This is a genomic window from Erythrobacter sp. R86502 (genome assembly GCF_042466465.1).
Lineage (GTDB): Bacteria > Pseudomonadota > Alphaproteobacteria > Sphingomonadales > Sphingomonadaceae > Erythrobacter.
Genome location: NZ_JAXHCJ010000001.1, coordinates 484,898 through 507,063 on the forward strand (window position 1 = coordinate 484,898; position 22,166 = coordinate 507,063).

Annotated in this window: 17 protein-coding genes and 1 other annotated feature; of the genes, 8 read left to right on the forward strand and 9 right to left on the reverse strand. The window is 58.1% G+C overall.

The features are described from left to right. Window positions 1-13: 13 nt before the first annotated feature. Window positions 14-1,978, reverse strand: a complete 1,965-nt coding sequence (locus SJY33_RS02285; protein WP_379920910.1) for an alkyl/aryl-sulfatase — start codon at window positions 1,976-1,978, stop codon at window positions 14-16. A gap of 246 nt (window positions 1,979-2,224) precedes the next feature. Between SJY33_RS02285 and SJY33_RS02290 the strand changes: the two genes are divergently transcribed. Next, window positions 2,225-2,590 (forward strand): ArsR/SmtB family transcription factor, encoded by a 366-nt coding sequence (locus SJY33_RS02290; protein WP_379920911.1) that lies wholly within the window; start codon window positions 2,225-2,227, stop codon window positions 2,588-2,590. Between the two features lie 21 nt (window positions 2,591-2,611). On the opposite strand, the gene SJY33_RS02295 is transcribed toward SJY33_RS02290, so the two are convergent. The 3 genes from SJY33_RS02295 to SJY33_RS02305 all read right to left on the reverse strand — a co-directional run bounded on the left by SJY33_RS02295 (window position 2,612) and on the right by SJY33_RS02305 (window position 5,283). Further along, window positions 2,612-4,144 (reverse strand): SulP family inorganic anion transporter, encoded by a 1,533-nt coding sequence (locus tag SJY33_RS02295; protein ID WP_379920912.1) that lies wholly within the window; start codon window positions 4,142-4,144, stop codon window positions 2,612-2,614. Between the two features lie 95 nt (window positions 4,145-4,239). Next, window positions 4,240-4,902: a carbonic anhydrase gene (locus tag SJY33_RS02300; RefSeq protein WP_379920913.1), complete on the reverse strand. Its 663-nt coding sequence runs from the start codon at window positions 4,900-4,902 to the stop codon at window positions 4,240-4,242. Between the two features lie 15 nt (window positions 4,903-4,917). Further along, window positions 4,918-5,283 carry an ArsR/SmtB family transcription factor gene (locus SJY33_RS02305; RefSeq protein WP_379920914.1) on the reverse strand — a complete coding sequence of 122 codons (366 nt, stop codon included), beginning with the start codon at window positions 5,281-5,283 and terminating at the stop codon, window positions 4,918-4,920. A gap of 237 nt (window positions 5,284-5,520) precedes the next feature. Here SJY33_RS02305 and SJY33_RS02310 point away from each other — a divergent pair, with 237 nt between their 5' ends. Together SJY33_RS02310 and SJY33_RS02315 are read left to right on the forward strand one after the other, a co-directional pair. Beyond that, complete coding sequence (locus SJY33_RS02310) at window positions 5,521-6,657, forward strand: acyl-CoA dehydrogenase family protein (protein WP_379920916.1); 1,137 nt, start codon at window positions 5,521-5,523, stop codon at window positions 6,655-6,657. A gap of 8 nt (window positions 6,658-6,665) precedes the next feature. Continuing rightward, window positions 6,666-8,324, forward strand: coding sequence for an acyl-CoA dehydrogenase family protein (locus SJY33_RS02315; protein WP_379920917.1), 1,659 nt, complete (start codon window positions 6,666-6,668; stop codon window positions 8,322-8,324). On the opposite strand, the gene SJY33_RS02320 is transcribed toward SJY33_RS02315, so the two are convergent. After that, on the reverse strand, window positions 8,321-8,782 hold the full coding sequence (locus tag SJY33_RS02320; RefSeq protein WP_379920918.1) for a PleD family two-component system response regulator: 462 nt from the start codon (window positions 8,780-8,782) through the stop codon (window positions 8,321-8,323). The genes SJY33_RS02315 and SJY33_RS02320 overlap by 4 nt on opposite strands. 151 nt (window positions 8,783-8,933) lie before the next feature. On the opposite strand from SJY33_RS02320, the gene SJY33_RS02325 reads away from it, so the two are divergent. Continuing rightward, window positions 8,934-9,749, forward strand: coding sequence for a tyrosine-protein phosphatase (locus SJY33_RS02325; protein ID WP_379920919.1), 816 nt, complete (start codon window positions 8,934-8,936; stop codon window positions 9,747-9,749). A gap of 56 nt (window positions 9,750-9,805) precedes the next feature. Then, window positions 9,806-10,777 carry a thioredoxin-disulfide reductase gene (trxB, locus tag SJY33_RS02330; protein WP_379920920.1) on the forward strand — a complete coding sequence of 324 codons (972 nt, stop codon included), beginning with the start codon at window positions 9,806-9,808 and terminating at the stop codon, window positions 10,775-10,777. 23 nt (window positions 10,778-10,800) lie between these two features. On the opposite strand, the gene SJY33_RS02335 is transcribed toward trxB, so the two are convergent. Together SJY33_RS02335 and SJY33_RS02340 are read right to left on the reverse strand one after the other, a co-directional pair. Next, on the reverse strand, window positions 10,801-11,229 hold the full coding sequence (locus tag SJY33_RS02335; RefSeq protein ID WP_379920921.1) for an MAPEG family protein: 429 nt from the start codon (window positions 11,227-11,229) through the stop codon (window positions 10,801-10,803). A gap of 11 nt (window positions 11,230-11,240) precedes the next feature. Then, window positions 11,241-11,690 (reverse strand): MAPEG family protein, encoded by a 450-nt coding sequence (locus SJY33_RS02340; protein WP_379920922.1) that lies wholly within the window; start codon window positions 11,688-11,690, stop codon window positions 11,241-11,243. A 210-nt stretch (window positions 11,691-11,900) separates the two neighbouring features. Between SJY33_RS02340 and SJY33_RS02345 the strand changes: the two genes are divergently transcribed. Beyond that, window positions 11,901-12,644, forward strand: coding sequence for a haloacid dehalogenase type II (locus SJY33_RS02345; RefSeq protein WP_379920924.1), 744 nt, complete (start codon window positions 11,901-11,903; stop codon window positions 12,642-12,644). A gap of 19 nt (window positions 12,645-12,663) precedes the next feature. Here SJY33_RS02345 and SJY33_RS02350 read toward each other — a convergent pair whose 3' ends face one another. Further along, window positions 12,664-14,148: a SulP family inorganic anion transporter gene (locus SJY33_RS02350; protein WP_379920925.1), complete on the reverse strand. Its 1,485-nt coding sequence runs from the start codon at window positions 14,146-14,148 to the stop codon at window positions 12,664-12,666. Window positions 14,149-14,188: 40 nt separating this feature from the next. Continuing rightward, window positions 14,189-14,244: a sequence feature (sul1 is cis-regulatory element that is thought to sense ions involved in sulfur or methionine metabolism; They are found in Alphaproteobacteria), on the reverse strand. A 125-nt stretch (window positions 14,245-14,369) separates the two neighbouring features. Then, on the reverse strand, window positions 14,370-15,422 hold the full coding sequence (locus SJY33_RS02355; protein ID WP_379920926.1) for a YihY/virulence factor BrkB family protein: 1,053 nt from the start codon (window positions 15,420-15,422) through the stop codon (window positions 14,370-14,372). Between the two features lie 54 nt (window positions 15,423-15,476). Between SJY33_RS02355 and SJY33_RS02360 the strand changes: the two genes are divergently transcribed. Both SJY33_RS02360 and SJY33_RS02365 read left to right on the forward strand, forming a co-directional pair. Continuing rightward, window positions 15,477-17,744, forward strand: coding sequence for an autotransporter assembly complex family protein (locus SJY33_RS02360; protein ID WP_379920927.1), 2,268 nt, complete (start codon window positions 15,477-15,479; stop codon window positions 17,742-17,744). Continuing rightward, window positions 17,744-21,991 carry a translocation/assembly module TamB domain-containing protein gene (locus SJY33_RS02365; protein WP_379920928.1) on the forward strand — a complete coding sequence of 1,416 codons (4,248 nt, stop codon included), beginning with the start codon at window positions 17,744-17,746 and terminating at the stop codon, window positions 21,989-21,991. The genes SJY33_RS02360 and SJY33_RS02365 overlap by 1 nt, the downstream gene beginning before the upstream one ends. Window positions 21,992-22,166: the final 175 nt, after the last annotated feature.

The following is a 22,166-nucleotide window of genomic DNA, read 5'->3' on the forward strand; positions in this document are numbered from 1 at the left end:
GGAGCCCAAGGGGCTAGGGGGTGACGATGTCGAAACCCTGCGGCATGGGATCAAGCGCATTCATCAGCGCCTGAAGCGCACTTCGATCGCCTTCAATGACCAGTCCACCCCGCTCGACTGCGGCAACAGGTTGCTTCAGGAACATCAGCCCCAGAAGCAATGCCCTTGATCCGCGCACGGTCACGTCAGGCGAAGCCGGAAGCGTCCCCACACGGCCGATCATCGCCGCCCCATTTGCCGCAATTGTCGCATGTTCGCCGCGATCGGTTAGTTCAATAGCCACGGTCAGTGCTTGCTTTCCGAAACGTTCGGGCGCGAAGCGCGTCGCGGCGGAATCAAGTAATTCCTGCGTGGACAATGCCGCAATAAGATCCGTACTTTGCGCAGCATTTGCAGCCGGACGGTTTTGCACAAGATCATTGGCTGCGGCGAGAAATTGGTTACGCCAAATCGCGCTTTGTGCCTGATAGCCTTGCTGGCGGTAACTTTTCGCCAGCATGGCTTTTGCCGTCTGATCATCGGGAACCGCGAAGACCAGATTCTGGAGCAGATCGGAAGCCCAGCGATAATCGCCGGCCGTCATCGCGGCGTCTGCCAGTGCCATTGTGCGATCCGCACCGCCTAGCGCGTCTACCAGTTTTTTGGCCCTCACTATCGGCGGGTGGGCATGAAGGTTGGCGGGAACTGCATCGTACCAACCAAGATAAAATTGATAGATCGCCTTGGCGTTGTGGCTGACGGTTCCATAGTAGCCTTTCGTCGACCATTCGCCCGCCAAACCGGGAGGAGAGGCCGTTTCCAGCGCTTCAGCGATTTCATGCATTGTTTCGCCGCGGTTCATGCGTCTCACGGTCTGATCGTGGAGCCAACGGTAATTGTCCCGCTGCTCACCTAGCCATGCCATTCCCGTCTCGCGCCCGAAAATGGGCCAGCAATGGCTGGACACCACTGTATTACTCTGCGGTGCGTAGCGGATGGCCGCCTCATCGAGATATTGCGCCCAAGCCCGCGCATCGCGCACCTTGGCGCCGCGGGGCGTAAGGATGTTGTGCAAGGTACACGTCGCAATTTCGGCAATCAGGAAGGTTTTTTCGGGCACAACGAAGACATTGAGTTCAGCCGGCGCTTCGCTTCCGGACACGATCTGGAATTCCAGATGGACACCGTCCACGGTTCGCGCCTCACCCGTGGACGATATGGTTGCGTTGGGTGCTATTAGCGACAAAGTGCCAGCCGACACTGCCGTGCCGATCCCACTGCCCATCTGCCCCGTTGCACCCGGCATGATCCCGGTCCCGAATTGATACGCGGCGCGCCGTAGCATGGCACCCCCAGCCATGATGTTTTCTGACGTGGCTTCTGCCATGAAACCCTCGGGTGCGATCACGGTCACACGGCCAGATGTTGCGTCCTCCGGGACGATCACGCCGCGTACGCCGCCGAAATGATCAGCATGGCTGTGCGAGTAAATAACCGCGCTGACAGGGCGTTGGCCAAGCGTCTGATTAACCAGTTCCAGCGCTGCGCGAGCTGTTTCGACACTCGTAAGCGGATCAATGATGATCCATCCGGTTTCGCCGCGGATGATTGTCATGTTTGACAAATCGAACCCGCGAACCTGCCATATGTTCGATGTAACCTGATACAACCCGTGATGTTTCAGGTGCGTCATGTGCCGCCACAAACTGGGGTTTACGGTATCGGGTGCAGGGCCTTGCACAAAATCATAGGCCGCAAGGTTCCATACCGGCTTTCCGCCAAAGCCCAGGATCACCGGTTCAGCACGTGTGGCGAGGAACCCGCGGGTTGAAAATGCAGCGTCACGCGCACCTTCTGCCGGTAGTTGCGCCAACGTTTGCCCTTGCACCGCGCGCGTTCCTTCGCTGGCCTCGATACTTGTGTCCTGCGCATGCGCGCTGGCCAAGGTTGCCGTGACAAATGCGAATGTCGCTCCGGCGCGCAATCCCGCGATGATCATCCTGTTTGTTACTCCCCTTCACCCGGTACGATGATGCCTTGCTGGAAAGGTGGTTGCAAGCACGGCCTAGACGCAGGCGAGGGCCTAAATCTTCCGTAAGGAAGGGATGCTGCGCAGTCTTGGTCTTGTCCTATGAGACGGGACTGTTTGGGATATACTGAGCCGGCAAAACTGCAGTACCATGTTCAAGTCTCGCGCATTGAAGGACGAAACGCCAATTCGTTCCATTGGTGAAAGGCCGCACGAATGCCCAGCCGTGAAATAGTTGCAAATGAACTGGCCCACATGTTGCGCCAGATCTCCCATTCGGATCGCATTCGCTTACTGCTTAAACTGCAATCGGGCGATCAGGCCGTGAATGATCTGGGAGAGATATCGGGCATATCGCCCACCCGGGTATCACAGCATCTCGGCGTCTTGCGGGCCATTGCTCTGGTCGAAACAACCATTGACGGACAGAAGCGGGTTTATCGGCCGGCTCAGCCTGAAATGGCGCTGTGGTTGATTGATGGTATCAATTTCATCGCGCATCGTCTGAGCCGCGCCACGGCTGAAGACATCAGCTATGCCAAACGTTTGTGGCAGTCGGAGGCAGCCAGAACCAAAATCTAGGCTGCCTCCGAAATCGAGAGATCAAGCGACGGGGCGTACCATCAGCCCGGGAATCTCGGTCTTGCTCGGGTCGTCCGAACGCCGGCCATACCGTTCGACCAGATCGCTCCATTCCACAATCAGCGAACCGCCAGTGGACTGGTGCAGCTTCTCCCAAGAGGACAACATTTCAAGGCAGGCATGATCGATGTAATCGAGCTTCTCGACGTGAATGTGTACCTCTGAACCAAACGGCGAACTTTCCAGCGATTTGCCCAGCTGCGGGATCGAGAAAAAGGTTGCCGAACCTGTCATCCACAGGTCGACGCGATTGGCAGCTTCGTTGTATTCGCGCCGGATATCGAGATGCGAGAAGGTGTAGACGAGTTTCAGCGTCGCCAGCACAAAGCCAAGAATCACACCGCTCAACAAATCAATGAACACTACGCCCAGCAGCGTTGCAAAGTAGATTACAAGTTCCTGCCGACCAAATTCGGCAATTTTGCGAATTTGCGCGACGTTGACCAGCTTGTAACCGGTGTAAACCAGGATCGCGGCAAGAACCGACGTGGGGATCGCGTTAAGGATGAAGGGGAAGGCAGCGACCGCCAGCAGCAGCCAGACACCGTGCATGATAGCCGAAATCCGGGTTGTGGCACCGGCTTCCACGTTGGCTGAAGACCGCACGATCACGCCCGTCATAGGAAGCGCACCAAGACCGCCGCAGATCATGTTGCCAATGCCTTGCGCCCGCAATTCCTTGTCGTAATCCGTCCGCACGCCAACGTGCATCTTGTCCACCGCAGTTGCACACAAAAGCGTTTCTGCGCTGGCTACAAATGCGAAGACTAGGCCCAGCGTCAGAATGTCGGGGTCAGCAAGGCCCGCAAATGCCTCACTAGTGGGAATGTTAAGTCCACCGGCCAGCGTTTCGGGCAGGTTGACCAATGTAATTGGCAGCGAAAAGACCATCGCAAATACAGTGCCGACGATCACACCTAGCAGCGGGCCAGGGATCAGCGATAGCGACTTGGGCTTGAACTGGTTCCACAACACGATGGTAGCGATGGTGACGATCCCTGCCATGGCTGCAAGGTGATGCACAGAACCGTCTGCGGGGAACACCTTGATAATTGCTTCAGGGATTGCAGCGATATTGAGCAGTCCGTTTGCACGCGGAGCATCGTCGAGCATGACATGAAGCTGGGAGGCAAAGATTAGCACACCGATCCCCGCCAGCATCCCATGAATGACCGAAGGTGAGATTGCGCGGAACCACTGACCAAGCTTGAACACACCGGCCATCAACTGCAACGCGCCCGCGATCAGCCCTACCACACCGAGCATGATGAGGCCGTGTTCCTGAACAAGTTGGTAAACCAGCACGGCCATGCCCGCTGCAGGCCCACTAACTTGCAGAGGCGAACCGGCAATCGCGCCGACCACCACTCCTCCTACAATTCCGCTGATCAAACCTAGCGCGGGGGGCGCGCCGGAAGCGATGGCCACACCCATGCACAAAGGCAAAGCAACAAGAAACACCACGATCGACGCAAGAAAATCGCGTCCTATCACAGCTGAGGTCAATTTATCGGCAGTCGGCGCTCGCATCGTTTGGCTTTCCAAAACGGAGGATCAGGGTTTAACCGCGGAGGGAAGATTCACGCCTGTCAGGCTCCTTCTTCGCCCATGATTTCGAGCAATTCACTGGCATAACGTTCTTCAACCGAAATCCAGCTGTCGGTGTCTTCATTGTAAGCTGACACTTCGCCAGTCTTGATATCGTAGACCCAGCCATGAAGCTTCACAGCCCCTTGCGCGAGCGCGACCGCAACGGTCGGGTGGGTTTTCAAGTGCTGCAACTGAAGCATGACATTCTGTTCAAGCAACATGCGCATCTTCCCGGTGTCGTCGAGATCTGTCCCCAGAGCGTCTACGATATCAACCGCGCCTTGTGCATAGCCGAGCCATTCGCGGACGTGGGGCAATGTCGTCAGGCCATCCCGGTTCATCGCGCCCTTCATTGCGCCGCATTCGGTGTGGCCGCAGATCACGATATGCGGGATCTTCAACGCACCGATGGCAAATTCGATCGACGCCGTCATTCCGCCGGTTTGATTGGTGTGCGGGGGGACAATATTGCCCGCATTGCGACAAATGAACAGCTCACCTGGATCGGTCTGGGTGAGCATGGCGGTTTCGATTCGGCTGTCAGAGCAGGTAATGAACAGCGCCTCGGGGCTCTGACCTGCGCTCAACTTTTCGAAAAGTTCGGCCTTGCCGGGAAAGATGTCGCGTTTGAACTTGACCACACCGTGGGCAAAATGGGGCATCGGGGATATTCCTTCTTAATAGGATGTTTTGACATCGTTCGCACTCCACAAGGCGCGAGCGGCATCGATATGGTCAGCTTCTGCCAATCGGGCGCGGATATCGACGAAGGGCAGGGCTTCGAGAATCCAGTCGGCCAGATGCGGATGAGAAAGCCGGTAGAAATGCGACCGGCCATCGCGCCGCTCTTCGACCAGCCGCTGGGCGCGCAGTTGCGAGAGGTGCTGGGACACGCGAGTGGCGGGCAAATGAAGTGCCGCGGCCAATCCCGTTACGTCCCGTTCGCCGTTGCGCAACTCTTCAATCAGTCGCAGTCGATCGGCATGAGCGAGCAACTTCATGAGATCGGCAAGTTCCCGCGAGACAATCAACCTGCTTGGCATCGTGTTCTCCGACGCCTGCAAAGTTTTGCAGGCTTGCACGTTCATGCATATGAGAGTTCATATCACCGGTCAACAATTCGCCGTCGCATCGTTGTGTCTCAAGGATGGCATGCGCCAATTGCATGATTGATGCATTCTGAGCGAGTGACAGCCTGCGCATAGTATGGTGTCAAAGCTTCAGTTAGGCCGCAAATCAGGGACCGGGTTATGAATTTCGAGCTTTCCCATGAACACGCAATGCTCAAAGATCTCGTGGGCAAGTTCGTTCGCGATCAACTGACACCAATGGAAAGCACTGTAATCGCCCGCGAGAATCTAGGGCAAGGCACCTATTTGACTGCAGAAGAAACCGCCGCGGTCGATACCGTCAGCCGCGAGCTGGGATTATGGGGATTGGACGCACCTGAAGAGGTGGGCGGGATGAACCTGCCGATGGTGGCAATGGTGGGTGTCAGCGAGGAACTCGGAAAGACCGTGGTTCCCTATTATCTTCCCCCCGATTCGCCCAATCTGCGCATGCTGATGGTCGCCGCTGACGAACGCCAGCGGCAAGCGTATCTGGAACCTTATGTGCGCGGCGAAACCATCAGCGCGATTGGCATATCCGAACCCGGTGCTGGCGCCGATCCCCAGCGTATGGTCACCTCGGCCGTGCAGGATGGCGATGACTGGATTATCAATGGTCGCAAGATATGGATTACCAAAGGAGCTGAAGCGGATTTTACAATCCTGATGGCTGTCACCGATAAAAATCCAAACGGCAGAAATGGCATGTCCGCCTTTCTTGTCGATCGTGATACCCCCGGTTTTAACGTCCTGCGCAAGATCCCGATGATCGATGGCACCGCAACCTACGAAATTGCGCTGGACGATTGCCGGGTGCCGGGTTGGAAGCTGCTTGGCACTCGCGGGCAGGGCTTTGCGCCGATGCAGGTGCGGCTGGGAACGCGGCGGATTGAAATGGCATCATGGGCAATCGGGATGGCTCAGCGAGCATTGGACATGATGATCGACTATGCGCCGCAGCGCACAACGTTCGGTAAGCCTCTGTCAGCGCGCCAGACCGTGCAGAACTGGGTAAGCGATGCCGCAACGAAGATCCATGCGATGCGCTTGATGACGTATGACTGCGCGTGGAAAATCGATGAAGGCCGTGACACCCGCAGCGAAATCTCCATGATCAAATCGTTCTGTATCGAAAGCGCCTACGACATTGTCGATCATGCGATGCAATTGTATGGCGGCATGGGGATGACCCGCGAGCTGCCACTGTATCTCATGAGCAACAAGCTACGCACGATGCGGATCTATGACGGACCGAGCGAGATACACGACTGGGTCGTAGCCCGTGGGTTGCTCGGCACTTACGAATGATGCGGGCTATGAACGATTGGCTTCTTGATGCCCGCACCGCGTTGATCGCTGCGAAGGTATATTGCGAAGCTGTACGCGGTCAGGTTGCGCGCGCGGTTTCATCAGGGGGAGTAGTAGACCCTGTTGCCATGACGCGCGAACAGCACCGTGTTCACGGCTTTGCATGGATAGCTGCCAGTCTGGCCGCGCTTGATGCCACCTTGGATTGGGCGGTTCGCACGCAAGCCGCGGGGCGGTTTGGTGACGCAGAGCAGCTGGTGCTGCAGATTGGCTTTGGCGAATATCTCGCGCAGATTGCTTACGCCCTTCCCATGAGCGCCAACGAAGTCGTGCGCCCTTCGGTGTTTGCGACCGAAGCTGATGCCCTCCATTTTGCAGCGCAGCCTGCCGTTGCCCGCTTTCTGAGTGAAGGAAATACGCCAGCAACCCGCGCCGCGTTAACGGCCTTGCTTGAACAAGGGGCGCGGCCTTGCGACGCCTTGGGTGACGACGTGCTCGATCAGATACGCGATCAAATGCGCGCGTTTACATCCGCAGCCATCACGCCGCACGCACACGAATGGCATCTTGCCGATATGCTCATACCCGACACCGTGATTGCCGATATGGCCGCGCTCGGCGTGTTCGGTGTATGCATTCCCGAACGGTACGGCGGGTTGGGCCTCGGCAAACTGGCGATGGCTGTTGTGTCCGAAGAGCTTTCACGCGGCTGGATCTGTGCAGGGTCATTGGGAACACGTTCGGAGATAGCCGGCGAATTGATTGCAGAAAACGGGACGGACGAGCAAAGGGCCCGGTTCCTGCCCAAGATTGCCGATGGCTCCTGTTTGCCCACTGCGGTGTTTACCGAGCCAGATACGGGCAGTGACCTGGCTTCGGTCTGGACAAGGGGGGAACAGCAGCCCGATGGAAGTTGGCTGGTCACAGGCGCAAAAACGTGGATCACTCACGCAGCGCGTGCGGATTTGATGACGCTCCTGGTGCGCACCGATCAGGATACCAAGGGATATGGCGGGCTATCGATGTTGCTTGCCGAAAAAACACGCGGGACCGAAGGGACGCCATTTCCCGACCCTGGCATAGACGGCAGCGAAATCGCAGTGCTCGGCTACCGCGGCATGAAGGAATATGCGCTTGGGCTGGACGAGTTCGCGGTGAAATCCGACGGTCTGCTTGGCGCAGCGGAGGGGCAGGGTTTCAAGCAACTGATGCGCACCTTTGAAGGCGCGCGGATACAGACTGCGGCGCGTGCCATTGGCGTGGCGTCGAACGCGTTTGAACTGGCCATCGATTATGCGATGGGCCGGAAGCAATTCGGACAGGCGCTGATCGGCTTCCCACGCGTTGCTGACAAGTTGGCGATGATGGCGACTGAGATAGTGATGGCGCGCGAACTTACTTATGCCGCTGCTCGCGCAAAGGACGCCGGGGCGCGGTGCGACATTGAAGCGGGAATGGCGAAACTTCTGGCAGCCCGTACAGCATGGACCGCGGCTGACAACGCGGTTCAGATCCATGGGGGCAACGGTTATGCTCTTGAATATCCGATCAGCCGTGTTCTGTGTGATGCGAGAATTCTCAACATCTTCGAAGGCGCGGCTGAGATTCAGGCGCAAGTAATCGGCCGCGGACTTCTAGCCGCGCTGCCCACATCTTCAGCAGGTTAAAGCACGCGGCGATAGGTCGGTTCGGCCACTCTCGCCTGAACCGGATCTGCGCACATTGCGATCTTGAGATCGACGTGGCGAGGGCGTGAGCCGCGCAGCTTCAGAAGCCGAGACACCCGTCGTTTGAGATCATGGGGTTCGAACGGTTTGGTCAGAAAATCCTGAGCGCCTGCATAGATGGCCTGGAACGCGTCCTGTTCACCGCTCATGGCCGTGAACATGATCACAGGCAAATCGTAGAGTATTGGCGAACGGCGCAAGCGGCGCAGCAGGGTCATCCCAGATTCGCCTGGCATCGATTGGTCGAGCATCAGGATATCGGGCCGCTTGCGGTGAACGCAGTTCCAGGCCGCAGATGCACTTGTCACCCATCCGCACGCATGGCCGGCGTCAATCAATACTTCGCTGGCCAGTTCGGCGATCAACTCGTCATCATCGGCTATCAAAATTCGGGCCATTGGCAGGGGCTTCATGCTGAATGGTGATGGGAAATGCCTCATTAACCGTCAAAGCCTTCCGCCCGGGTTGGCCATGCCCCCCGCAAAGGCCCCTAGGCCCTGCCTTGCCACTGCCTTGCCCCTGCTTGGCAGGGATGTAATGGGCTTTGTCATGACCAACGATTCTTCTGAAACTCCCCTGCGACCTGCGCGCATCGGTTCGTTCTATGTCACGCAGGGCATTCACAATCTGCGCGATTATGGTGGTTATCCGACCACTGAAGGCGGGCGCGTGCAAAGCGGTGTGTTGTTTCGGTCAGGACAGCATATGGACGCTTCAGTGTCCGACCTCGAACTGCTCCACACGCTGAATATCCGTACGGTGATAGACCTCCGCGGTGTCAGCGAGCGTCAGGGCTTTCCCTGCAGACGGCATCCGAACTTTGCCGCGCAAGTGATTGCCTACGAAGGGGAAACAAGCAATTCACCGCCGCATGAAGGTGGCGGCGGGACAATTACGATGACCCGGGAAAAGGCTCGCGAACGCATGCTGGCGGTCTATACGCGCATGCCTGTGAATCCCGCGATGATCGATATGTTCAGCCGGTATTTCATCGCGCTGGACGAGAACGAAGGTGGCAGTCTGGTACACTGCTTCGCAGGGAAGGACCGGACAGGAATTGCGGTCGCCCTGCTATTGCATACCCTCGGTGTGCATCACGACGACATTGTCGGTGAATTTCTTCTGACAAATGCGGCGCCCACCCGCGAAATTCTCGAACGCCAATCCCTGCCGCGAATGCAAGCCCATTATGGAGAGATTGAAGACGGGGCCTTGCATAATCTAATGGGTGTTTTGCCGGAATATATAGATAGATACATGGCGGAGATCGCACGAATTCACGGTTCGGTCGATGCGTATCTGACGGCAATTTTAAATGTCGATAGTGCAAGAAAACAGCGTCTCAGAACCAAGCTGCTGGCGTGACAATCGCCGCGATTATCCCCATATCGCACCCCTGAAAATTCACCAGAGGCACTACCATGGCGACCCATACCACCAAGATGCTCATCATCGGTTCCGGCCCTGCGGGCTACTCGGCTGCGATCTACGCGGCGCGTGCGATGCTGGAACCGATTGTCGTTCAGGGATTGCAGCCTGGCGGACAATTGACGATCACGACAGATGTCGAAAATTACCCCGGTTTTCGCGACGTCGTGCAAGGCCCATGGCTGATGGAGGAAATGCGCCAGCAGGCAGAACACGTAGGCACGCGTATGATGTGGGATACCATCGTAACGGTCGATCTGGACCACGGCTCGCCTTTCCGCGCCATTGGCGATAGCGGTGATGAATACATTGCGGATTGCGTGGTGATCTGCACCGGTGCGCAGGCAAAATGGCTGGGCGTCCCGGGCGAGATGGAGTTGGGCGGCAAGGGCGTGAGCGCCTGTGCCACATGCGATGGTTTCTTCTACCGCGGGAAAACCGTGGCGGTCATTGGTGGCGGCAACACCGCAGTTGAAGAAGCGTTGTACCTTACCAACCACTCCGACAACGTGACCTTGATCCACCGCCGCGATAGCCTTCGTGCCGAGCGGATCTTGCAAGAACGGCTGTTTGCCAATCCCAAGATTACAGTGCTTTGGAACAAGGCTGTCGACAGTTTCGAGGCGGGGGCCAATGGTATGCTCCATCACCTCGCCTTGACGGACACTGTTACGGCCGAGGCATCGACGCTTGAGGTCGATGGCGCTTTTGTCGCGATTGGGCATGCGCCTGCGACATCGCTGTTTGCAGGCAAGCTGCCAATGGACGACAACGGCTACCTTCTAACCGAGCCGGGTACGCCCAAGACCGTCATTCCTGGCGTCTTTGCCGCAGGAGATGTGACCGACCATGTCTATCGCCAAGCTGTGACGGCAGCGGGAATGGGCTGCATGGCTGCGCTCGACGGCGAACGTTTCCTGGCTGCACGGCAACACGCCGTGCATGAAGCGGTAGCGGCGGAGTAAAGCTCCGCCGCTACTTTAGTAGGTCAGAATATTGCCAACGCGGCGTGCAGGATCAGCGCCATCAGCACAAGCGTTGACAGCGCAAACAAGGCAAATCGCACAATTACACGGTTTACGGTCGCCTGCACAATGCTGTGCGCTACCCGCAACACGACATACGCCCATGCGAGCAAGGTGTTGAAACCATCGCCTTGGCCAACAATCGCAAGCACAATAGCCACTGCATAAAACACCGTAGGTGCTTCGTGCAAATGGTTGTAATTATCGGCTTTCCAACTCGCGGTATCGGGCAGTTTGGAGCGCAGGCTTGCGCCATCGCTGCCGACAAGCGTCTTGGCGTCGATCCCCGCAGCATTCATCGCCGGAATGCGGGTTGCGTACATCCAAAGCCACATCACCATCGTCCACGCCAGAAGCGCCACCACGGGCTGCAAGATATCCATACCGAGCATAATCGAACTCCTCAAACGGGCAGCGCGGAAGGGTCCGCCAGCACGGTCGCTACAAAAGCTCGCACTCCCAGAAACAACAACGCGAATGTGGCGAGAATGAAGATCGTGAAGCGCACAGGCACTTTGTTGACGGTCGATTGCCAGATCGAATGGATGATCCGCAGAACCACATAGATCCATGCAGCCAACACATCCAATGCGCCTGACCCGGCGATCGCGAGGATCACCACAGCAGCGTAGAACAACGTTGGCTGTTCCATCAGGTGCGCGTAGTTATGCGCAGGCCAGTTGGCGCGCGGATCGACCTGACCTTCCAGATCCTGCCCCCGGCCGCCAGGTCGTGCGCCAAGATCGATCCCGGCCTTTTTCAACGCGGGTAATCGAACGCTGGCCATCCAGAACAACATGATGATCGACCACACCACCAGAACGGCGGCGGGCGCGAGTATTTGCGCTTGCATTGATTGGTCCCCTTAAAGAACTTAGCTCGGTATACGAAATGCGGGGGGGAGATTGGATTGTCAAACGCAACCGAAACGTGGCGGGTTGGTATATTCTTCGCGCAAACAGGCATCTGCTGAATTTGCAAATGCTGCGGCGAGGGGCCAACATGCTTTTTGATGCCCCACCGCATACAACTGGGGTGAGCGTATCGGTCCAGTTATCGGGGGATGGCCATGCCGCATGAAGGCAGCAACTTGTTGCAAGTAAAGGTACTGGCCTTCGACGTCTTCGGCACGGTGGTCGATTGGCGGACCGGGATTGCGACAGAATCAGCCAAATTTCTGTCGCAAATTGGACAGGATTGCGCCAACGCTGGCGCCTTTGCCGATGCATGGCGAGAGCAGTACATCGCGGCGATGATCGGCATGAAGCGGTCGGAAAGACAGTTCGTACCGCTGGACGTGCTTCACCGCGAAATGCTTGTGGCTACGCTGCGGAGCTGGGGTGTTGACCCAACAAGCGTCGACAAGGCGCTTCTGGAAGAATGGAACCGTGCGTGGCATCGGCTGAAGCCGTGGAGCGATTCTGTTCCGGGTCTTACGCGGATGAAGGCCCGGTTTCCTATCGTCACGCTATCCAATGGGAATGTATCGCTTTTGCTGGCGATGGCTAAGCAGGGCGGCTTGCCTTGGGACGCCATCCTTGGCGCAGAAGTAAGCGGCGCGTACAAGCCTGACCCCAAGGCCTATCTGCGCACGGCAGAACTCCTTGATATCGCGCCTGGGCAATTATGTTTGGTCGCGGCGCATCACAGCGATCTGGCTGCCGCACGCAATTGCGGCTTGCTGACGGCCTATGTGGACAGGCCGCTTGAATATGGCGGGGCACCGGCGCCTGATGCCGATCAGGCGCAGAATTGGGATTGGTCGGCGTCCAGTTTTGTCGACCTTGCAGAACAATTTGGCTGCTGAGGCGGCAATTCGGGTCGGTTCAATGCGGACTGACGCCCAGTTCAAAGCCCGTTTTGTCGTGAAGCGCGTATCTGTCGACGATGTCGGCGCTTGCACGGTTATAGCCGATGACCTCGACGGTGCGTCCATCGCGGCGCAATCGCGCTACGATCTTGTCGAGCGCTGCAACCCCCGAGATGTCCCAGAAGTGCGCCTGCGTCATATCAATAGTCACATGGGGGGCGGTGTCTTCGCCCCCCATCGCTTCGACAAAACGTTCGACCGAAGCGAAGAATATCTGACCGATCACGCGATAATGCGCGGTTGTGCCGTCTGCTGATATCGTTCGTTCGATCGCGAACATTCTCTGCACCTTGCCGGCAAAGAAGATCCCGGAAAGGAGAACCCCCGCCAGCACGCCGAGAGAAAGATCATGCGTTCCAACCACAACAAAAACCGTTGTGAGCATCACGACCGACGACGGCCACGGATGTTGGCGAAGGTTGGGGATTGAGTTCCAGCTGAAGGTGCTGATGGATACCATGATCATGATGGCCACCAAGGCAGGCATCGGCACGCGGCCCACGTAAGGGCCAAGAACCGCAAGCAGGAACATCAGAAATGCACCGGCAGTGAAGGTCGACAATCGTCCGCGTCCGCCTGACGTAACATTGATGACCGATTGCCCAATCATCGCGCAGCCGCCCATGCCGCCAACCAGCGCGGCCGCAATGTTGGCGGTCCCTTGACCGGCACATTCGCGGCGCTTGTCGCTTCCCGTGTCGGTCATGTCATCGACGATTTGCGCTGTCAGCAACGATTCAAGCAGACCCACTGCCGCCATTGCCGCAGAATAGGGTGCGATAATCTGCAAAGTTTCCCAAGTCAGCGGCACATCAGGCCAGACGAGGCTGGGAAGCCCTTCAGGCAGATTCCCCATGTCGGCCACGGTATTGACCGAAGCGCCGCTCCACACGGCGATGATAGTAAGGACAATGATCGCCACCAGCGGCGGCGGCACAACCGTTGTCAAACGCGGCAGCAGATAGATGATGGCAAGCCCGCCCGCGACCATCGCGTAGGCCTGCCATGTCACGTCTGTCAGTTGTGGCAGCTGAGCCATGAAGATGAGGATCGCCAGCGCGTTGACAAAGCCGGTGATGACCGAGCGCGAGACAAACTGCATCACCAGGTTGAGGCGCAGCAGCCCGGCAATAATCTGCATGACCCCCATCAGGATGGTCGCGGCAAACAGGTATTCGACCCCGTGATCGCGCACCAGCGGCACCACCAGCACGGCAACAGCAGCGGTCGCAGCCGAGATCATGCCGGGGCGCCCGCCTGTAAACGAGATCACGATTGCAATCGCCACTGATGCGTAAAGCCCCACGCGCGGATCGACGCCAGCAATGATCGAAAACCCTATGGCTTCCGGGATCAATGCAAGCGCAACGACGATACCGGCCAAGATGTCGGCCCGTGGATTGGAAAGCCAGTCGCGGCGAAGCGTGGCAAAGTTTGTCATGCGGAACGTCCGGATACGATAATCGGCAACATGGTTGCCACATTGTCCCGGGGATAGGCGCCGGGCCGAGCCACTCGTCAAAATAACAAGTCCATCGATGGCGCGCCTATCGCGGTAAACTTGCTAAAAAGCAAGGTCGGACCGACGGACGATCGATACGATACCAGCGACAAGGTGGTCGCCAAACCTGTGACGTTTGCCTTTATTGCCAGAAGCGGGGCTTACGGTCTGAGACGTGTCGGCGCACGGTGGTGGGGAACTGAAGAAGCGGCATCGCCCCCGGTTGCCTGGCGTTCGATTTCGGCGTTCAGAAGTGCTCCTGCCAGAACGCCATATGCGCTCAAAAACAGCCACATCAAAAAGACAACAATCGCGGATAGCGAACCATATGTGGCGTTGTAATCACTGACATAGGCCACATAGAGCGCAAAACTGTAGCTTATCACGATCCATGATATCGTTGCCAGAAGCGCGCCCGGAACAATCCATCGCCAAGCCGCGGGCTTTCGATCCGGGCCGTATCGCATGATGAGCGCAAATCCTCCGCTCCCGAGCAGCATCGAGACTACCCAGGTCACCGCCTTGAAAAGGAGCTCCCAGCCGTGACCGATGAGCCCTTCAGCCTGCGTTTGCAGCCAAGTGAAAATGGCCGCGCTGGAGATACCGACCAGTGCGATCAATATGGCAGCAAGCGTCAGCGCGGCAACGCGCAGAGTCAGCTTGACGATACTGCGCGTTTCGTGGCGCTCGTTGATAATATTGAGCGCACCGATAAGGCCGTTGGCAGCGCGCATGCCGCCATACACCGAAAACAGCAACGCGATGACTAATGTGAAACCTGTGACGCCTGAACTTGTCGTCACGACACCGATCAGCTGCTCTTCTATCAGCGTGCGAGCCTCGGCTGGAAGCACGGTTGTCAGCGACTGAATCTGACGTTGAACCATCGCCACATCGCCGACGAGGCCGTAAATCATCACGGTCGCCGCGATCAGCGGCGTGATTGCAAGGAATGTGAAGAAGGCGACACCAGCGCCTAGAAGAGCAAGGTTGTGAAAGCTCCACATGGCGTACACGCGCTTCATGATGGATTTCCATGCATCTCCGGACATCGCCCACGGCGAATTCGCCATTGCACCGAGGTGGCTATGGCGTAAGGAAGTGGGATCGTGATCGTGAAGATTTTCTTTACGCATTTGCAGACGTGTCAGTTTGTAATTTCTTTGGTTACAGAAGCCTGATTGGCTTCTCACAGTTGATGGGCAGGAATGCACTCCTTTTCATATGTAACAGGCAATCGGGACAGGTGTTCCATCCTGCGGTGCGGCATGCTGATGGGAACCTCGATCGCGATGGGTTTGCAGAGCGCCGCCTTGGGCGCCTCCGTCTCCGCCACCAGCAGTCAGAATGCCGGAGCCGAACAAACGGTTTTGCCGGTTCCTGTTGCAGAAGATGGTCTTCCGGATATTGAAACGATCATCACCGATGACGAGTTTGAAGAGGCCGTCCCGCCAATTGCGCCTTCCTTGGACGCTGAGCTTGATGGGCCGTTGGAGACTATCGAAGATTTTGAGCGGCGGATGGCTGCTGAAAGCATCAACGGCTCGGCTGAAACGACCGAGGGTTCCCAGCCCCCGTTAGGCGATCCTGCTCTGGCTGACGGTGACCTGGTGGAGGAAATCGGCGACGCGCCGATCCGCGACGCGGAACTGATCGCACCATTGCCGTCACTGCAGAGCTTCGAGGTTGCACCAGTCGAACTTGCTGAGGATGCGTCCGACGATGAAGTCGTCGAGATCGCCTACAGTGTCCGTATCGAAGGGCTTGAGGCGGCAGATGAAGACACCGGCTCTGCGCTTGCAGCGATGTTCGAAGACCTGTCCGCGCTTGAAGATGGTGACGGCGAAGCGGCGAACGTCGCGCAGGTCGCCGCGCGGTTGACTGAAGACAGCGCCCTGCTGCAGCGGATTCTTGCATCCGAAGGGTGGTACGAAGCGAGCGTGACTACCCGTATAGACCGTTCCGAAGATCCGACAGGCCAGCCGTTGACTGCGGTCCTGTCTGTGGTTTCCGGAGAGCGGTTCGTCTTTTCCGATATTGTCATCAACGCCGATCCGGTGGTGCCGGCAGACCTCATTACACAAAACATGGCGCTTGCGGTGGGTGAGCCAATCATTGCCGAACGCGTGCAGGGCAGCGAAGCAAATATCGCGGTCCGCTTGCCCGAAAACGGATACCCGTTCGCGGCAGTAGGCCAACGCGACATTCTGCTCGATCCCGATACGAAGGATGGCGTGTACACCTTGCCGATCGATGTGGGGCCGCGTTCGCGGTTCGGCGCGATCGAAACCACCGGCAATCTGGCTTTCGACGCCGAACATATCGCGGTGCTCGCCCGGTTCGATCGCGGCGATCTTTATGACAGCCGCGATATCGATGATCTTCGACAGGCTTTGGTAGCGACCGGACTTTTCAACACGATCTCTGTGGTGCCTCAACGAACGGGTGAGCCCGCGGGTGACGGTACAGAATTTGCCACCGTGCTGGTTGAACAGGACGCAGGCCCGCCACGCACGATTGCAGGCAGCGCCGGTTTTGGCACGGGGCAGGGCTTCCGCCTGGAAGGAAGTTGGACCCACCGCAATCTGTTCCCGCCTGAAGGCGCTTTAATCGCCAATGTGGTTGCAGGGACGCAGGAGCAAGGAGCAGGGCTTTCGTTCCGCCGCTCCAATGCCGGACAGCGTGATCGCACGCTTCAGGTAAGGGCCGAAGCATTGCGTTCGGATTTCGCTGCATTTGAAGCGTTCACCGGGCAGCTTTCTGCGCTGATCAGTTATGACTCAACGCCGCTGTGGCAGAAGCCGCTGACCTACGCCTACGGTATCCGTCTGATCGGAACGAACGAACAGGATTTCGATTTCGATCTGGGTGAATTGAACCGCCGCACTTTCTTCATCGGAGGGCTGACCGGCCAGGTTGGCGTTGATCGGACAGACAGCCTGCTCGATGCTACCCGCGGATTTCGTGTCACGGCCCTGGTAGAACCGGAAGGTTCGTTGCAGGATGGGTTCACGCCTTACGTTCGTGCCCGGATTGATGCCTCGGCCTATTATTCTGTGACGGATTCCATTGTGATCGCGGGCCGAGCGCGGCTTGGCACGATCCAGGGGATCGAACGCTTTGACCTTGCACCCTCCAGGCGGTTTTACGCTGGCGGGGGCGGATCGGTCCGCGGGTTCGGCTTTCAGGAACTTGGTCCCAAGATCGAATTGGCCAATCTCGATTTCGACCCTGACAATCCAGACGAGGGTGAAAGCCCCACGTTTTTCCGGCCAATTGGCGGACGCAGTCTGAATGAAGTGGCTGCCGAAGTCCGGTACCGCTTCGGCAATTTCGGCGTTGTCGGTTTTGTCGATGCCGGACAGGTGTACGAAGGTACGACGCCTGATTTTTCAAACCTGCGTTACGGCGCGGGTATTGGCGGTCGATATTACACCAATTTCGGGCCTCTGCGGTTCGATGTCGCTATTCCGCTTGATCGCCAGCCGGGAGAAAGCAACATCGCGGTTTATGTATCTATCGGACAGGCATTCTGATGGTCGACCAGTCCGAACCCTTTGCCGAGGGCGTGCCCGATCAGATGCCTGATCCGGCAGCCGCTAATCGTCCTAACCGTGGCCGCACAATCTTCAAATGGACAGCGATTGTACTCGCATCGCTGATCGGCATCCTCGTTGCGGTTGTTGCGCTGCTGGATACTGCACCCGGACGCCGGTTCGTGGTCAATCAGATCGAGGCTTTCGAATTCGAAAACGGCATGGGCATCGCCATCGGGCGGATCGAAGGGTCGCTTTATGGTGAGATGATCATCCACGATTTCAGTCTCACCGATCCATCAGGCGCATTCCTCACGTCCCCTGAAATGCGTGTGGACTGGCGCCCCTTCGCTTACGTCAACAACCATATTGATGTGCGTTCCCTGACCGCCGAACGGGCAACATTGCTGAGACTTCCGGTTTTCAACGAGACGCCCCCCAACAACGATCCGCTTCTTCCAGACCTCGACATCGATATCGCAGAGATGCGGATCGACCGCTTTGTGGCGGAAGCTCCGGTCAGCGGCGAACGGCGCGTTGCCGAACTTGCAGGCAATGCCCGGATTGCCAGCGGGCGCGCACAGGTAACGTTCAACGGGACGACTATCGCTGGTCAAGGACGAAGCGGCGGCGACCGTGTTGCGCTTAGGCTCGATGCGGTGCCACAGGACAACAAGCTGGACATCGATCTTGATCTTAACGCACCCGGCGACGGCGTCATCGCCGCACTTGGCGGTTTGCGCGATCCCTTGCGGGTGAAGGTTTCGGGTGCTGGCACCTGGTCAAACTGGAACGGGCGCATCGATGCTGACCTTGCCGGGTCAGAATTCGCACGGCTTGGAATTTCGGCGCGCAGCGGCACGTTTGCGGTCAAGGGCCCAACCCGGGCGGCTCGCCTTTTCGAAGGATCGACCGCTGCCCTTCTTGGACCGATCCTCAATGTCGATCTGACCGCGGAAGCGGATGAGCGGCGCGTCAATCTTGCCGGCGCCGTGTCGAGCGACGCCTTCCGCGTCAACACCAACGGCGTCGTAGACCTTGGCGACAGCGTCTTCGACGAACTGCGATTGAGCTTCGTGCTTCTGAAACCGTCTGCGATTGCTCCCAATCTTTCAGGAAGCGGGCTGCGTGCGCAATTGCTTCTTGATGGCGCTTTTGCGACGCCTGACGCGCAATACGAAATCAATGCCGCCCGGCTCGTCATGAACGATATGGGCTTGCAGAACGTCGTCGCCCGCGGTGCTGCGAAGGTCGATGCCGATCAGATCCTCATCCCGGTGCAGGCAAGCGCATCCCGGATCACAGGGCTCGATACCGTTGCAGGTGGCACATTGGTCAATGTGACGCTTGGCGGGGACATTGCGATTGAAGGCACCCGCGTCCTGTCCGATAATCTTCGGCTGCGTTCCGACCGTATCGATGCAAACATCATCGTTCTCGCCGATCTTTCGACGGGTCTTTACACCGGTGCCATCGACGGGCGAATCGACAATTACCGCGTCGAAAGCGTCGGTATTTTCAATATCGAAACCGATGTAGATCTTCAGACCGAACGGGGAGGCTATGCCTTGGCAGGCACAGTCCGGGCGCGCTCGACCAACTTGCTGAATGAAAGCGTGCGCGACTTTTTGGGAGGCAATCTCGCCGCGTCGGCTGACGTTCGGTATGGCGCGGATGGTATCGCCCGGTTCAACCGCTTGCGCCTCACCTCGCCCCAGGTTCGCATCACGCAAGGTTCTGGAAGTTATTCCAGCGACGGCACCATAGCGTTCAACGCTGACGGGGTGACCGAACAATATGGCCCTGTAGGCGTGAGGGTTGGCGGGACGATAACCAGTCCTCGTGCTACGATCACTGCGGAGCGCCCCGGGTTTGGCATCGGTCTTGCCAATCTGCGCGCTCAGATCAATGGTGCAGCGAACGGATATCGCCTCGATGCGAGTGCGGACACCGATTACGGCCCTCTAACCGCTGACGTCCTGTTAGGAACCGGGCCGCAGCTTACTATCGATATCTCCAGAGCCAATCTGGCCGGTATCGATTTTGCAGGCTCGCTGCGCCAAACACCATCAGGTCCGTTTGCGGGCAGGTTGACCGCGAATGGGCAGGGACTTAGCGGTGTGGTCCGATTGGGCGCTCAGGGTGAGTATCAGGAAGCGCTGATCAATCTTCGAGCGAGAAATACCGTTCTTTCCGGCCCGGCGCAGCTTTCGATTGGCTCCGCAATCGTCGATGCACGCATTGTCTTGTTCGATGCTCCCCTTGTCGTGGCTGATGCGCAGCTGGCGCAGACAAGTTTTGGCAGTCTCAACCTCACCGCGGGACGGGCCAAGATCAACTACCGCGACGGAAGCGGAACGGCGCGCGTATTGGCAGAAGGCGTAAGCGGCGTACCGTTCCGCGTGGCAGCGAATGCGGAACTGGCACCCGATCTCTGGCGTGCCGCGCTGCAAGGGAAGGTCCGGGGGATCAATTTCCGAACAACCAACCCTGCGCGTATCATCCCGGGGGACGGGAGCTACGAACTGCTCCCGACCAACATCGATTTCGGGCAGGGCAGTGTTCGTCTTGCGGGGAATTATGGCGACGGAATCAAGCTGCAAAGCCGTTTGGAATCGCTTGATCTTGAAATCGTGAATGCATTCGTGCCCGGGTTGGGCCTTGATGGCAGCGCCACAGGCAGCCTGGACTTTGCGCAAGTCAGTCCGAATGCCTTTCCCAGTGCTGATGCGCGGCTTCAGATCAATGGCTTCACACGCACCACTGCGGTATCGGTCAGCCAGCCGCTTGACATCAATTTCGTTGGTAAGTTGCTTCCCAACGGAGGCGAGGCTCGTGCGGTGATGCGCCGACGCGGCACCGTGATCGGCCGTATGGTTGCATCCCTTACCCCGCTCCCTCCAGGAACGGGCGATTGGACCACACGCCTCATGGCTGCGCCGCTGTCAGGGGGCATACGATACAATGGCCCGGCCGATACGCTGTTCTCGTTCGCGGGCCAGCCAGATCAACGGCTATCGGGTCCGATTGGCATTGCCGCCGACTTCTCTGGTCGGGTGCAGGACCCGCAGCTTGCAGGCATCGTCCGCGCAAGCAAACTGACCTACGAAAATCAGACATACGGCACGCGCCTGTCCAATATGGATATTCGCGGGTCATTTTCTGGCGACAGGTTCGAACTTGAACGATTGAGCGCGACGGCGGGAGACGGCACCTTGAATGCTCAAGGCTATGTGAGCCTAGCCGCAGATCGCGGTTATCCGATGGATATCGCTGTGTCGCTGGACGATGCCCGTCTTGCGCGCAGTGAAGGATTAGCGGCGTCGGCCACAGGACAATTGCGGCTAAGCAAAAGCGCGGCGCAGGCTGCGGTGCTCTCCGGCAGCCTTGTTCTGCCTGAAACGCGCTATCAGATCATACGCCAGGGCGCTGCGCAGGTGCCCGAATTGACCGGTGTTCGGTTCAAACCGCCCAAGGGGCCGCAGCGGATTACAGGCGATGAGCCGGCGCAACCCGCATCCGGAATCTTTGACCAGCTACGGCTCGATATCGCGCTGACCGCGCCCGAACAGTTGTATGTGTCGGGAATGGGTTTGGAAAGCGAATGGCGGGCAGACCTTGAGCTTGGCGGGACCAGCACCGCGCCGCGCGTCACGGGCGCTGTTGAACTGGTTCGGGGCACGCTTGGATTTGCCGGGCGTTCCTTCGATCTCAACGAAGGCCGTGTGCGCTTCACGGGCGGAGCCACCATCGATCCGGTCATCGCCATCGCAGCAAGCGAAACGATCGAGGATGTGACCGTATCGGTCAACGTATCGGGACGTGCGATGGACCCGGAAATAGCGTTCACCAGCGTGCCCGGGCTGCCGCAGGATGAAATTCTCGCCCGTGTTCTCTTCGGCAGTTCGATCGGCAACCTGTCTGCCATCCAAGCCGTGCAACTTGCCGCCTCGCTCAATTCGCTGCGTGGATCGGGTGGTGGTCTCAATCCGCTTGGCAAGCTTCGGGCAGCATCGGGCGTCGACCGTCTGCGCATCCTGGGCGGCGATGAAACGCAGGGCAGGGGAACAGCACTGGCAGTAGGCCAGTACATTACTGACGACATTTATGTCGAATTCATCACCGATGCGCGGGGCTTCACCGCAACGCAGCTGGAAGTGGCGCTGACACCTGCATTGTCGGTGCTGAGCCAAGCGGGCGGCTCGGGCGCTACCAATGTCAATGTTCGGTATCGGAAGGATTACTGATGCGCGGTACGCGCTTCGCCGTATCTGCTGTGTTGCTGTTGATGACACCTGCTTGCAAGGACGAGCCCACCTTTGACGAGCGGTACAGCGCTGCACAGGAAAAGGTTAGCAAGACCGCGACAGGCATCGACAGCGCGCTTGAGGCTGAGTCCGGGAACGCAGCCGTGCCACAAAC

Coding starts and splice junctions, on each gene's coding strand:
- SJY33_RS02335 (WP_379920921.1), bottom strand. CDS start 11,229: ATGCTCGGTATGGATATCTTGCAGCCCGTGGTGGCGCTTCTGGCGTGG.
- SJY33_RS02340 (WP_379920922.1), bottom strand. CDS start 11,690: ATGCAAGCGCAAATACTCGCGCCCGCCGCCGTTCTGGTGGTGTGGTCG.
- SJY33_RS02305 (WP_379920914.1), bottom strand. CDS start 5,283: ATGCCAAGCAGGTTGATTGTCTCGCGGGAACTTGCCGATCTCATGAAG.
- SJY33_RS02285 (WP_379920910.1), bottom strand. CDS start 1,978: ATGATCATCGCGGGATTGCGCGCCGGAGCGACATTCGCATTTGTCACG.
- SJY33_RS02350 (WP_379920925.1), bottom strand. CDS start 14,148: ATGACAAACTTTGCCACGCTTCGCCGCGACTGGCTTTCCAATCCACGG.
- SJY33_RS02365 (WP_379920928.1), top strand. CDS start 17,744: ATGGTCGACCAGTCCGAACCCTTTGCCGAGGGCGTGCCCGATCAGATG.
- SJY33_RS02360 (WP_379920927.1), top strand. CDS start 15,477: ATGCTGATGGGAACCTCGATCGCGATGGGTTTGCAGAGCGCCGCCTTG.
- SJY33_RS02315 (WP_379920917.1), top strand. CDS start 6,666: ATGAACGATTGGCTTCTTGATGCCCGCACCGCGTTGATCGCTGCGAAG.
- SJY33_RS02325 (WP_379920919.1), top strand. CDS start 8,934: ATGACCAACGATTCTTCTGAAACTCCCCTGCGACCTGCGCGCATCGGT.
- trxB (WP_379920920.1), top strand. CDS start 9,806: ATGGCGACCCATACCACCAAGATGCTCATCATCGGTTCCGGCCCTGCG.
- SJY33_RS02300 (WP_379920913.1), bottom strand. CDS start 4,902: ATGCCCCATTTTGCCCACGGTGTGGTCAAGTTCAAACGCGACATCTTT.
- SJY33_RS02345 (WP_379920924.1), top strand. CDS start 11,901: ATGGCCATGCCGCATGAAGGCAGCAACTTGTTGCAAGTAAAGGTACTG.
- SJY33_RS02290 (WP_379920911.1), top strand. CDS start 2,225: ATGCCCAGCCGTGAAATAGTTGCAAATGAACTGGCCCACATGTTGCGC.
- SJY33_RS02310 (WP_379920916.1), top strand. CDS start 5,521: ATGCTCAAAGATCTCGTGGGCAAGTTCGTTCGCGATCAACTGACACCA.
- SJY33_RS02320 (WP_379920918.1), bottom strand. CDS start 8,782: ATGGCCCGAATTTTGATAGCCGATGATGACGAGTTGATCGCCGAACTG.